Below are 13816 nucleotides of genomic sequence, written 5' to 3'. Positions count from 1 at the left end.
GTTCTTTTAGTTGTTGATTTCATAACACTCTCCAATTTTTTTGGGGGAAAGTGTCAACCTTATTTAGGACGGCACAATGAGATAAAGAAAAGCGAAGGTCATCCCTTCGCTTTTTTGTACTTATTACTCTGCACCTGAAGTGGGGGCTGGTGAGGCAGAGATTGCTTGAGAAGGTGGTTGGTAATTGACGTCACTGAAATCAATCTTCGGGAACAAAAACTGCGCTTCAGCTCTAATTTGCTCCGCTTTACTTGAGTCATCTAAGCCTTGGTAGGCCAAAATCAAATTATTATAAAATGCAGGGCGAGGCTTATCTTTGATGATTTTTAGCGACCAATCGATATAAGGCTGAATCAAGGTTGCGTCTTGTTGGTACAGCCCAAGGTTTAAAAACGTGCTATAGACATCCCAATCAAACCTGTCTTTCCAAACCGCAGGGTTACTGACTTGATTCAGAATATCAGGGTTAGTTGGCCTAGTGGTCTCAAACTTCGTCAATACATAGTTCGTATGCAATGCGCTTACCATGTAAAACGTAAACGCAACGGGAAGTACCAAACTAAAAACACGCAGCAAGCTTTTGGTCACATTACTAAAGCCGACTTGTCGATAACGAGAGACGCGCTGATCTACCCAGTACAGCAGGATAACGAAGATCAACCAATGCACGAGAGAGTGGTAGAAAGGGTATTCCAGTTGCGAGTGCAATACGATAGGTATAAACAAGGCCAGCAACGCAAGACGAGTTCCGCGTTTGGCTTGATAGATTCGATACAGTACCAGTGCCATCGCTAAGAAGATGCCGAGTATTGGCAGCAAGCCACCTTCTACTCCCCAGTAAAGTAGCTCATTATGCGGATGATCCATGGCTGGCAAACCAGCTGGGTAATTCTCATTTAGGGCATGTTGACGAGCCGTATACAGCATGTACTCAGATTCAAACTTGCCATATCCATAACCAGTAAAAGGCTTTTCAATCACCATGTCTAATGTTTGTGGAAAAGTATACGCTCGAGGAGACTCCATATTTACTTTTTCTGCGGCTAACCCACCTCCATCAGGAAAGGCAAGATGCATGACAACGACTGAGAGTAAGAGCCCACTTACAAGTGACACAACCCAGCGGATAAAGCGCCCTTTGGTTGCAAAGCGGTACATGTATGGAATGACCAACAACACGGCGATGACCGAGGCTAACCAACCAGTGCGTGAAGCCAACGCCACAATTAGTGGTAAAGTTAAAACTGGTACGGCATAGAGAAGGTAAACATCGCTTAACTTACGGTCGTATTTGTAGGGCTGACGTGCAAGTAAATAGCTGGCAATCACCAACCCTGTCGCAAGAAAGCTGGCCATTACATTGGGCTGTTGGAAAATACCATAAGGACGATTGGCCACCGTGTCGTAACCAAACGGATTGCCTGGTTTGAGATACAGATATTGTGTCAAACCAAAAATGGCTTCGATAACAACCGCAAGGACAATGAACCATAATAGGCGTTGGCGATGTTTATTACTGAAATGAAATTGTTGTAAGACAATAAAGAACAGGACACCACACCACAGGCCAATGAGCTTATTGGCTGCCAAACTGCTATTCGCATTTGGGTACAGAATGGGCACCGTCATGATAAGAGCACTAATGAACAAGCCGATGGTTAGTTTTGAGTAACGTAGTACTCGATTATTCGCAAGTTGGTAACACCCAATGCCTAATGCAAAGCTAAAAGCAATCCAAGTTGTCGCATTGAACGAAAGCGAAAGCCCCGAACCGCCGGGGTTGGGCATGAAAAAGTGCATTGCCAACACAAATAGTGTTGCCAAGGCAATGAGAAACTTGCGATTGAGGGGAACCTGTACTTTTTCGGGAGAAAGCTTTGTTCCACTTACATGTATAGTAGCCATAGTTATTGCGTTGTTTTGAATGAAAAAAGACCAGCACTTGCTGGTCTCGATACTTTACCTGTTTTTTCTACTTCAACATAGGCTTGAGGAAGTGAGCTGTGTGCGAACCCTCGATTTGCGACACATCTTCCGGAGTGCCTTGAGCGATTATCTCGCCGCCACCCTGACCCCCTTCAGGACCAAGATCGATAATCCAGTCCGCAGTCTTAATGACGTCCAGGTTATGCTCGATCACCACGACAGTATTTCCGTGGTCGCGAAGTCTGTGCAGTACAGTGAGCAACTGCTGGATATCATGGAAGTGCAAGCCGGTTGTTGGTTCATCCAAAATGTACAAGGTTTTTCCTGTATCACGTTTGGATAGCTCTCGCGCCAGTTTCACACGCTGTGCTTCACCACCGGAGAGTGTTGTTGCCGCTTGACCCAATCGTATGTACGACAAACCCACATCCATCAGTGTTTGTAGTTTGCGAGCGATGGCAGGAACTGGATCGAAGAAGGTGCGTGCATCTTCGACCGTCATTTCTAGCACTTCATCAATAGTTTTACCTTTGTAACGTACTTCGAGCGTTTCACGGTTGTAGCGTTTACCGTTACACACATCACATGGCACATAAACATCTGGTAGGAAATGCATTTCTACTTTGATAACACCGTCACCCTGACAGGCCTCACAACGACCACCGCGTACGTTAAAACTAAAACGGCCCGGCTTGTAACCGCGAGAACGCGACTCCTGTGTGCCTGCAAACAGTTCACGGATTGGTGTAAAGATCCCCGTATAGGTTGCAGGGTTAGAGCGAGGTGTACGACCAATTGGGCTTTGATCGATATCGATGACTTTATCGAAGTGCTCTAGACCTTTAATCGATTTATAAGGTGAAGGCTGAGCCGTTGTCGCTCCGTTAAGTTGGGTATGCGCAATTTTAAAGAAAGTATCATTAATCAGCGTTGATTTACCTGAGCCAGATACTCCTGTAATACAGCTGAATAACCCAACAGGAATTGAAAGGTTAACGTTTTTAAGGTTATTACCTGTAGCGCCTAATAGCTCAACCGTTTTTTTCGGATCTCGCGGCGTACGATCTTTCGGTACTGCGATTTCTTTAACACCACTTAAGTACTGACCTGTCAGAGAATTCGGATTCGCGACTATCTCTTCCATGGTGCCTTCCGCAACAACATTACCACCATGTACGCCAGCACCAGGACCAATATCTATGACATGATCTGCACAGCGAATCGCATCTTCATCGTGTTCTACCACAAGTACGGTATTACCTAAATCGCGCAAATGAGTCAGTGTTTTTAGGAGTCGTTCGTTATCACGCTGGTGGAGGCCAATCGACGGTTCATCTAAGACGTACATGACACCAACAAGACCTGCACCAATTTGGCTTGCTAAACGAATACGTTGAGCTTCACCGCCTGATAAGGTTTCAGCACTGCGTGATAAGTTTAGGTAGTTCAAACCGACGTTAACTAAGAATTGCAGACGGTCGTTGATTTCCTTCATCACTTTTTCAGCGATTTGGGCGCGTTGACCTTCCAGTTTCAAGGAATGGAAGAATTCCAATGCATCAGCAATGCTGAGTTCAACAATCTCAGGTAGTGTCGTATCAGCAATAAACACGTTACGTGCTTCAAGGCGTAGACGAGTACCGCCACAGCTTGAACAAGATTTAGTGGAGATGTATTTTGCAAGCTCTTCACGGACAGAGTTGGATTCTGTATCACGATAGCGACGTTCTAGGGTATTCAGAATACCTTCGAATGGATGGCGTTTAACGCGAATATCGCCACGATCGTTGATGTATTTAAACTCAATCTCAGTACGACCTGAGCCCTTTAGAATGACATCTTGCGTTTTCTTTGGCAGAGAATTAAAAGGGGCATGGAGGTCAAAACCATAATGATCGGCCAATGAGGTGAGCATTTGGAAGTAGTAGTAGTTCTTTTGATCCCAACCGCGAATCGCACCTTGTGCCAAGCTTAATGAATCATCTTGAATGACTCGGCTTGGATCGAAGTATTGTTGAACACCCAAGCCATCACAAGTGCCACATGCACCAGCAGGGTTGTTGAATGAGAAAAGTCGCGGCTCTAACTCTTGCATGCTGTAACCACATTGTGGACAAGCGAAGTTGGCGGAGAAAATAATCTCTTCACCGTCGCCATCCATTGGCGCGACAACCGCAATTCCGCCTGATAATTCGAGTGTTGTCTCGAAAGATTCGGCCAAGCGCTGTTGTAAGTCTGGACGAACTTTAAAGCGGTCTACCACGACTTCAATGGTGTGCTTTTTATGTAGCTCTAGCGTTGGAGGATCGGACAGATCGCAAGTCTCTCCATCAATACGCGCACGAATAAAGCCTTGAGCCGCTAAGTTCTCAAGCGTTTTAACATGCTCACCTTTACGCTCTTTGACAATGGGTGCCAACAGCATCATTTTGCTGCCTTCTGGCATCTCCAGAACTTTGTCCACCATTTGACTGATGGTTTGCGCAGCAAGAGGGGCATGGTGCGTTGGACAGCGGGGTTCGCCTACACGAGCATACAACAGACGCAAGTAGTCGTAGACTTCGGTAATTGTACCGACGGTTGAACGCGGGTTATGAGAAGTAGACTTCTGTTCAATAGAAATCGCGGGTGATAACCCTTCAATATGGTCGACATCGGGTTTTTCCATCAGAGACAAAAACTGACGAGCGTAGGCAGAGAGAGACTCTACGTAGCGTCGTTGGCCTTCTGCATACAATGTATCGAAAGCGAGAGAGGATTTACCGGAGCCACTTAGTCCAGTAATGACAATCAATTTATCGCGAGGGATTGTAAGATTAATGTCTTTAAGGTTATGGGTTCGGGCACCGCGAACTTCTATTTTATCCATCGTTTTTGCTCTATGTATAACCAAGTGGGGCAAGTATTACATAGTGTGAGAAATGTGCAAAGAAAATTACTGGATAAAAAAACAGTAAAGTAAAAAGCCCAGCGTTGTGCTGGGCTTTCGATACAGTAATTTCGTACTACAACGATGCTTTATACTGCTTTTTGTGTTGCGTGCTTACCTAGCTCAGAGGTTTTTTCATCTTTTAGATACAGGTTTTCAAAACAATAGTTAGTTGCTTCGATGTAACCTTCAACGCTACCACAGTCAAAGCGTTTGCCCTTGAATTTGTAAGCCAATACACAGCCCGCTTTTGCTTGTTTTAGCAGCGCGTCAGTGATTTGAATTTCACCACCTTTACCTGGTTCGGTGTTTTCAATCAGTTCAAAAATATCGGGAGTCAGGATGTAGCGGCCAATGATAGCAAGGTTGCTAGGTGCCGTGCCTTTCTCTGGTTTTTCTACCATGTCGTCTACGCGATAGATGTCGTCTTTGATCATTTCACCAGAGATAACGCCGTATTTGTGCGTTTCTTCGGCTGGTACTTCTTGCACTGCAACGATAGAACAGCGGAACTGCTTAAATAGTGCCACCATCTGAGCCAGTACGCCCTCTTGCTCGTTCACACAAAGGTCATCAGCAAGAACAACAGCAAATGGCTCATCGCCTACCAATTCTCGTCCAGTTAGAATCGCGTGGCCCAAGCCTTTCATTTCGCGTTGACGTATATAAGTGAAGTTTGCAGATTCAATGATTTCACGGATATCTACCAACAGCTCTTCTTTGTTGGTACCGCTAATCTGATGTTCCAGTTCGTAGTTCTTATCAAAGTGGTCCATGATCGAGTGCTTGCCACGACCTGTCACAATACACATGCCGTTCATACCAGCTTGGATTGCTTCTTCGACACCGTATTCAATAAGCGGTTTGTTCACGACTGGCATCATCTCTTTTGGCATAGATTTCGTTGCCGGTAGGAAGCGTGTGCCATAGCCTGCAGCAGGGAACAGACATTTTTTTATCATTGGGGGAATATCCTATCTCGTTTTTATCAAGAATCTGCGCATAACTTTAACACGAGAGGTATCAATGAATCATGAATAAAGTAGGAAAAAATGTGAGACTCGGTGCGGAAAAAAGATGAGCGACTCGTCATTTCAGTTATCAGAGCCGCTCACATTGCATCAAGACATTAAGTTTTGGTCTGCCCAGGCGATTGCCTGTACTCGGTTCTTTACGGATAGCTTTTTGAATATCTGATACAAGTGCGATTTGATGGTGAATTCACTGACGAATAACTCCTCGGCCATCTGACTGTTCGAGGCGCCAGCTTGTAGGCAACGCAGTACTTGTAGCTCACGAATGGTTAGGTCTACCGTAGCTGGTGCAGTATGAGTATTAATGACATTGCGGTAATAGTGTAAAAGTTGACTGGTTACATTACGCGGCAGCCAGTTTTGACCGTTAACAATGCCTTTTAACCCTTCTCCAATTTGCTCTAGCGTATCTTCGGAATAAAACACACCTTTTAATTGACCAAATGAAAGAAGTTCATCCGTGGTTAGTCTTTTAGGCACGTTGAAGACAACGGTTTCAAAGTTTTTCCATACAAGAGGCAAGTTTTTGATCGATTGAACAAGTGATTTATGTTCACTGAAGTCGATCAGTAGAATTTTATTACGGTGTTGTGGCTTGGCTTCCATGAGTGCTGCGGTTGAAATCACCGGGATGCTCATATCAACGTACTTTTCGAGTGCCGCCACTTTTTTTTGCGCATTACCTTCCATACTGATCAGAAATAGCTTTCTTGCGTAAGCCGACTTTCTCACGTGTTCCAATCTCCCTGGGTTCAATAGAAGCCATAAACTGGCATTAAAGAGAGGCCATAACCATCGCTTTACTGAATAAATGCGTTCGAATTCAAAGCTTCACGAAACGATGTCTGCAACGCGAATCAAAAATGCTACACACGTAAGTTGAAATACGATTTGGGTTCTAGAGGATGACTCAATAGATCACAATGGTATTAGACTTTAATCAAAACATTAAAGCGTGCTATTCTAATGCGCTAAAATTTTATATATCCAGAGTGAAACGGAGCACATCATGGCCAGCCGTGGAATTAACAAAGTTATTTTGGTGGGGAATCTAGGTAACGACCCTGAAATTCGTTACATGCCGAATGGCGGTGCAGTAGCAAACATTACTATTGCGACTTCTGATTCATGGCGTGATAAAGCGACTGGCGAACAGCGCGAAAAAACGGAATGGCACCGTGTTGTGTTGTTCGGCAAACTTGCGGAAGTAGCAGGTGAGTACTTGCGTAAAGGCTCTCAAGTTTACATTGAAGGGCAACTGCAAACTCGCAAATGGCAAGATCAAAGTGGTCAAGATCGCTACTCAACTGAAGTCGTTGTTCAAGGCTTCAATGGTGTGATGCAAATGCTTGGCGGTCGTGCTCAAGGTGGCGGTGCACCTATGGGCGGTCAACAGCAGCAACAAGGTGGATGGGGTCAGCCTCAACAGCCAGCTCAGCAGCAGTACAATGTGCCTCAGCAACAGCAACAGCAACCACAACAACAGGCTCCGCAGCAATCACAGCAGCAGTACAATGAGCCACCAATGGATTTTGACGACGATATCCCGTTCTAAATTCTGCTTATGCTTGAATCGAAAAGGCCGCGAATATCGCGGCCTTTTTTATTGTCGCAATCTGATGATCTCACAGGCTTATCTTGGCAAGGTTAGGCGTAACAATAAAACTTATCAATGAGTGTGATTTTCTTTATGCTCCAGCCTCTCACTATCAGACTAATCCGATTGTTTGATGAACTCTTATCAAGTATAAATATTTCAATAAGGTATATGATGAATAAAAAAGGAATTTGGTATTCATGAGGTATACCCCAACTCTTAAGTTAAGCACACGGCTGGTGGCCTTTGTCACCATGATCGTTATCTGCGCCATGTTTATCTTGTTTGTCGGTGGCACCCTCTCTTTTAAACGTCTTGGGCAGGAATATCTCACCCATTATTTAGAAGGGATCGTAGAGGTGGTCGACAAGGAGATGGAAGATCCTGACGCCGCTTATTCTATGCAGCGCTGGATGCCGAAAATGCTGCAAGCTTCCAATATTGTCGAAATGACGTTGTCGACCAACAACGCCGTTGTTTATCGCTTCAAAGATACTTCTCATCAAATGGAAGCGTCAGTCTTGTTTGAGGCAGAGTATCAGCTGACTCACAATCAAGGTTACACGATTCACTTTAAAGCAATTCCCCCTTACTTAGGTTACAGCTACTCAATGCAGGCGCTTTGGTCGATCACGCTTGCCGTTATATTGATCATCTTCTGCTTAATGCGCGGCGTGGCATGGCTTAAGGAGCAATTAGAAGGCTCCGAAATGCTCGAAGAGCGAGGCAGAATGATCCTGGCTGGTAGGGTGGAGCAGTATGCCAAAGGTGACAAAAAAGAATGGCCTTACACCGCCAGTGAAGCGCTCGATGTATTAATCGAAGAGTTACAAGATGCGCGTCAAGAGCGAAGCCGATTTGATACCTTTATTCGAACTCAAACCTTCCTTGATAAGCTAACCGGTACCGCTAACCGAGTGTTATTTGATAGCAAGTTGGAATCGGCGTTACTAGAAAGCGGGGCTCGCGGCGCCGTGTTGCTAGTTCGTATTCAAGACTGGAAACTGGTTGAAGAAGAGCAAGATAAGCAAATTACGGATGAGTTTATTGTTGAAGTTGGGAGTTTATTGTCCAATTTAGTTCAACGATACCCAGATGTTGTATTTTCCCGTTATTACGATGCTGATTTTGCGCTTTTTCTACCGCACCAAAGTGCGAAAGATGTGGCTAACCTTGCCTCGCAATGCATTCGCCAGTTAGAAAAGTTAATGCCGCCAGAGCCACTTGATCCAGACAACTGGTGCCATATTGGCATCACCACTTATAAAGAAGGTGAGCGACACAGCCAAATCATTGATGAAGCCGAGACTGCTTTGCGTAGTGCGCAACTACAAAATAACAATAATTGGAGTCGCTTCAAAAAATGGAACCACGATGAAGAAGCTCGCGGAAGTGTGAGATGGAGAACGTTATTTGACACAGCACTTACACCAGAAAGTGTGATACTCTACGCACAATCTGTGCACCCAATAAGTGACGCGACGCATAAAAAATCATTATATGAAGAGTTAACATGTCGGATTCGCGATCCTGAGAATGGGATTGTTAAAGCGTCTCGGTTCATTTCTGCGATCAGACAGGTTGGTTATGAAGCGCAAATGGATAAGTCGGTTATTAATAAATTCTTAAGAGAGTTTAAGGATAATTTTGATAACTCAAGATCGTATGCGCTCAATTTGAATGTAACGCCATTTTCTAACCGAGAGTACTTTAAATGGTTTCGTGATGAACTCTTACAGTTGTCACGTGAGCAGAGAAAGTGTCTCAGTTTTGAGTTTGTTGAAGCACAATTTGTAAGACACTTAGACTTTATGCGACCAGTCGCTAAAATGCTGGCCGGTTTAGGGTGCCACTTAATGGTTGGGCAGGCTGGGCGTACCATCGTCAGCACTCACTATTTAAAAGAAGTGGATATTCGTTACCTTAAACTTCATCGCAGTTTAGTAGCAAAAATCGACCAACGACATGAAAACCAGCTATTTGTCCGCAGTATGCTAGGTGCGGCGGCAAACAGTAAAACTAAAATTATAGCAGTGGGAATTGAGAATCAGAACGAGCTCAACACATTAATTGAGCTCGGGGTTTATGGTGGGCAAGGGCGTTACTTTTCTGCGGAGCAGCAGTTTCTTCCTCGTCCCCAAGCGTTGCCGAATTCTCAATCAGAATCCCAAGTTAAATTGGGAAGACGAAATCGCTGGCGGAAAAAATAAAGATAATAATCATGGATTTCAAAGCACTATTCGACAAGCTTAAGCGATCATCTAGTGGTGATCGCTCCTGCTTTTTGGTTATTCAGCCAGACGCCGTTTATTTATCATCTTCAATCAAAAGTAGTCGTCCATACCAATTTGATATTTCTGAGTCCAATTGGGAAAAAGCCGTTGAGCAAGCATTGAGCGTTGCAGCGAGTGCGTATGATTCATTAACGGTTGTTCTTTCTCATAACTATTACCAGATGTACCAAATCGACAAACCGGTCATGCCGCGTCAAGAATGGCCAGCCGCATTACCGTTTTTGTTGAAAGAACTGATCTCTGAGCGTGCCATCGACATTATTGCCGATGCGGTCGAGTTACCGAATTCAACCAAAGTGCAAGCATACGTCTTATCGCGAAAAATATTGGATAAGATTGTGTTACTGGCCAGTCGAGCCCAGTTACCATTAGAAGCCATTCTTCCTGAAGACGATATTTGGGGAGAGACTGCGGGTGAACTAGGAAACTTCCTATTATTACAACGCAGTGTGCGTGGTCATTTCCGTATAAGCGCTTTTGTCGAAAATACTATTGCGTTCCACCGCTCTATTCGCAGTGTGACGCCACCGTTAACGGGGGTTCCGTCTAGCGATTTACAGATGGACAGTCTGTCGTTAGAACTGCAACGTTCGATTGACTATCTTTCATCTCAGTTACGCCACGTGCAATTACATCAATTGAAAGTGTGCTGTGATGAAGAGGATGAGAGCGAGCTTGTTCAGGCTCTGAACTACCGTTTAAGTACTAAGGTTTCACCGTTATTACCACCAGAACATGAGCTATCAGGACATGTTTTGGCTGACACTGCGGCTACTTCAAATACTCGACGCGTCAACTTATATCCCGATTACTTAAAGCCGAAAAAAGAGCTCCTGACGCTAAAAAATATCGCGTTATCTTGGGGCGTTGCGGCGGCTGCAATTCTATTTTCTTACGGTTATGTCACTTGGCAGAGCAGCGGTTTGGAAGATGAGATTGCTATTGTAAAAAGTAAAGGCGATATCATGAAGTCAGAGCTTGAACGTTATCAAGTCAAGCTACGTAAACATCAACCTGACAATAATAAGCTGGCAGCTAAAGCCCGCTTAGAGCGTGAAGTCAAGGCGAAGCGAGACTCGCTTAAAGCTGTCGGGAAATACGATGACTCGCAACGCACGGGTTACTCTGGCGTGATGCAATCATTAGCGAAGCTAGGAAACCAAGAAATTTCTTTGTCCGAAATTCGAATCAATACCCATACCTTAGACCTGAAGGGACTAGCGAAAAAACCGAGCTCAGTGCCAAATTGGGTCAGCCAATTTAAAAATGAAATTAGCTTGGTTGGCCGAACGTTTGACGACGTCAAAATAGGTCGAAATGATAAGGATATTGTGACGTTTGAACTAAAAACGCGCGAGGATAAAGAGAAATGAACGAATTCTGGCTCTCATTAGAAGGGCGCTTTGGCGAAATGAGTACGCGTGAAAAAGTGCTCACCGCATTGTGCGGTTTAGTTGTCGTGATCATGTTGCTCTTTACGCTGGTATTGGAGCCAAAGCTTAACGAGATCATCAGTAATGAGAGGCAACTAAGTAATTTAAAGCAAGCCAATCAAAAGATTGAAATCGATACGCTACGTATTCAGGCGCAACTTAAGAAAGATCCAAATGCTGAGATTGATCGCGCGATATCTAATCTGTTAGCTGAGAGTCAGCATCTTTCGATGCAATTAGCGGAGATCATCGAGCATCTTATTACACCTTCGCAAATGGCTGAGCTGCTTGAAAATGTGTTGGAGCAGCAAAGTGGCATTCACCTTTTGTCTCTGCAAACCTTGCCATCTGAGCCAATAACGGAAGATAAAGAAGCATCGCAATACTCTGGTTACTACGTGCATCCTGTTCGTATGGAACTGACTGGTGACTATTTTTCTATTGCTAATTATCTGAATAAATTGGAGAGCCTTCCTGCGAGTTATTACTGGCGCAGCTTTAGTTATAAAGTCGAAGAGTACCCGAAAGCGAAGCTTGTGTTAGAAGTCTACACACTAGGATCTAGAGAGGAGTTTATTGGTGGTTAACAAACTCATCATCTCATTGCTTGTTATGGCAGCGGCAGGAACCGCTTGGGCAAACCAGGACCCAACGGCCCCACTTGGTTGGGAAAAGCCAGCGGTTGAAACGTCAGCGAAACCAAAAGTTAAACGGTACCGACTGCCTAAGCTCAACAGTATTGTGTGTAAGCCAAGTACTGATTGTATCGCGATTATGGATAACAAACTTGTCGAAAAAGGCGAGCTATTTAAGGGTTATCGCGTCGCGAGCATTAATAGTGAATTTGTAACTTTAAAGCGTGGTAACCGTCAGTGGGACCTAGAGCTTTTTGATTTAAACGTAAAACAATAATAACCAGAGCCCGATCAGATATGCGCAAATTAGTTGTAGGAATAACGATTGCTTCTTTAATGGGATGTTCAATGGGTCATCGGAATCCAGTGGAAGTTAAAGAAGCGCTCAATGAATCGATCAATCAAGCGAACAGCCGCACATTGGAAGAAATCCCTTCTTCTGTTGAGGCAGACTTAATGCCAAATTTAGACTCGAACGTTGCATCAGAGCAAGGCACCTCGAAGCGTTTTCGTATTCAGGCGAATGCGGTCGATGCAAGAAGCTTTTTCGCCTCATTAGTGAAAGGCACTGAGTACAGCGTGGCGATTCACCCATCGGTACAAGGTAATATCACCGTCAACTTGTCAGATGTGACATTGGATGAAGTTCTGAATGTCGTACAGAATATGTATGGCTATGACGTGGTGAAGTCTGGCAAAGTTATTCAAATCTACCCAGCAGGTATGCGTACTGTGACCATTCCAGTCGATTACCTGCAGTTCAAGCGTTCTGGTCGCTCATTAACCAGCATTGTTACGGGCTCTGTAACCTCGGCTGGTACGTCTAATTCTGGTGGTAGCTCAGACAGTTCTGACTCGTCAGACTCTAACAATGGAAACAACAACGATAGCTCGACCACATCTACGGGTGGTACACGCATTGAAACCATCACTGAGAGTGACTTCTGGCCTATGCTGCAGCAAGCTGTTGCGAATCTAATTGGTTCAGGCAAAGGGCAAAGTGTGGTTGTAACGCCACAAGCGGGAGTTATTACGGTTCGAGCATTTCCAGATGATATTCGCGAAGTACGCGAGTTCTTAGGTGTATCGCAGGAGCGCATGCAGCGCCAGGTCATTCTTGAAGCTAAAATCCTAGAAGTGACGTTGAATGATGGCTACCAACAAGGCATCAACTGGTCAAACTTATCGGCGTCAATTGGTAACTCGGGTAATATCGTAGTCAACCGCCCTGCGTCGACATTACCACCATTGGATGCGATTGGCACGCTATTGGGCGGTCAAACTAACGTGACTATTTCGGATGGTAACTTCAATGCCGTGTTGAGCTTCATGTCTACGCAAGGTGACTTGAACGTCCTTTCGAGCCCTCGTATTACCGCTGCCAACAACCAAAAATCTGTCATCAAAGTGGGTACCGATGAGTACTTTGTTACCGAGCTATCGAGCAATGCAGGCAACGGTGAAAACTCAAATGCAGTTCCTGAAGTGGAACTGACGCCATTCTTCTCGGGTATTTCCCTCGATGTGACTCCGCAAATTGATAACAAAGGCAATGTGTTCCTGCATGTTCACCCCGCAGTTATTGAAGTCACGGAAGAAGTGAAGCAATTGAACTTGGGCGGAGATTTCCAAAACATCCAACTGCCATTAGCGAAAAGCTCTATTCGTGAATCAGACTCGGTTATTCGTGCTAAAGATGGCGATGTTGTGGTTATCGGCGGGTTGATGAAACAGCAAAATCGTGAGCTTGTTTCTAAAGTCCCATTTTTGGGCGATGTACCAGCACTGGGGCATTTGTTCCGCAACGTGAATAACGTAACTGAGAAAACAGAATTGGTCATCTTGCTAAAACCGACCGTAGTTGGCGTGAACTCTTGGCAGAAAGAGCTAGAGCGCTCTCGTGATCTGCTGCAAGAGTGGTTCCCAGATGCGCAATAAGCGCTGGGAAAGGTTCTGTTTTTCAATAGG

10 protein-coding genes are annotated in these 13816 nt (G+C 44.8%); 6 read left to right on the top strand and 4 right to left on the bottom strand.

What is annotated here, in order from left to right; translation table 11 throughout:
• Positions 1-123 precede the first annotated feature (123 nt).
• The 4 genes from R7Q11_RS20730 to R7Q11_RS20715 form a co-directional block, all read right to left on the bottom strand.
• The gene (locus R7Q11_RS20730; RefSeq protein WP_042523506.1) at positions 124-1905 is read right to left on the bottom strand and encodes a PglL family O-oligosaccharyltransferase; all 1782 of its coding nucleotides are present in this window, start codon (positions 1903-1905) and stop codon (positions 124-126) included.
• 67 nt (positions 1906-1972) lie between these two features.
• On the bottom strand, positions 1973-4795 hold the full coding sequence (gene uvrA, locus R7Q11_RS20725) for an excinuclease ABC subunit UvrA (protein WP_025767594.1): 2823 nt from the start codon (positions 4793-4795) through the stop codon (positions 1973-1975).
• A 149-nt stretch (positions 4796-4944) separates the two neighbouring features.
• Entirely contained in the window at positions 4945-5817 is an 873-nt protein-coding gene (galU, locus tag R7Q11_RS20720) for a UTP--glucose-1-phosphate uridylyltransferase GalU (protein WP_005381239.1), read from the bottom strand.
• Between the two features lie 159 nt (positions 5818-5976).
• Entirely contained in the window at positions 5977-6621 is a 645-nt protein-coding gene (locus tag R7Q11_RS20715; protein ID WP_025767595.1) for a LuxR C-terminal-related transcriptional regulator, read from the bottom strand.
• 277 nt (positions 6622-6898) lie between these two features.
• Between R7Q11_RS20715 and R7Q11_RS20710 the strand changes: the two genes are divergently transcribed.
• The 6 genes from R7Q11_RS20710 to mshL all read left to right on the top strand — a co-directional run bounded on the left by R7Q11_RS20710 (position 6899) and on the right by mshL (position 13786).
• Positions 6899-7444: a single-stranded DNA-binding protein gene (locus tag R7Q11_RS20710; protein WP_025767596.1), complete on the top strand. Its 546-nt coding sequence runs from the start codon at positions 6899-6901 to the stop codon at positions 7442-7444.
• 242 nt (positions 7445-7686) lie between these two features.
• Entirely contained in the window at positions 7687-9696 is a 2010-nt protein-coding gene (gene csrD, locus R7Q11_RS20705) for an RNase E specificity factor CsrD (RefSeq protein WP_225466683.1), read from the top strand.
• A gap of 11 nt (positions 9697-9707) precedes the next feature.
• Positions 9708-11153, top strand: coding sequence for a hypothetical protein (locus R7Q11_RS20700; protein WP_025767597.1), 1446 nt, complete (start codon positions 9708-9710; stop codon positions 11151-11153).
• Entirely contained in the window at positions 11150-11800 is a 651-nt protein-coding gene (gene gspM, locus R7Q11_RS20695) for a type II secretion system protein GspM (protein WP_005381197.1), read from the top strand. Before R7Q11_RS20700 ends, gspM begins: the two co-directional genes overlap by 4 nt.
• The gene (locus R7Q11_RS20690; RefSeq protein WP_005381196.1) at positions 11793-12125 is read left to right on the top strand and encodes a hypothetical protein; all 333 of its coding nucleotides are present in this window, start codon (positions 11793-11795) and stop codon (positions 12123-12125) included. The genes gspM and R7Q11_RS20690 overlap by 8 nt, the downstream gene beginning before the upstream one ends.
• A gap of 20 nt (positions 12126-12145) precedes the next feature.
• Positions 12146-13786 carry a pilus (MSHA type) biogenesis protein MshL gene (gene mshL, locus R7Q11_RS20685; RefSeq protein ID WP_025767598.1) on the top strand — a complete coding sequence of 547 codons (1641 nt, stop codon included), beginning with the start codon at positions 12146-12148 and terminating at the stop codon, positions 13784-13786.
• Positions 13787-13816: the final 30 nt, after the last annotated feature.

This window comes from Vibrio sp. 970, assembly GCF_033339075.1.
The sequence above is the reverse complement of the archived record's forward strand: the minus strand, read 5'-3'. Positions and strand labels throughout refer to the sequence as shown.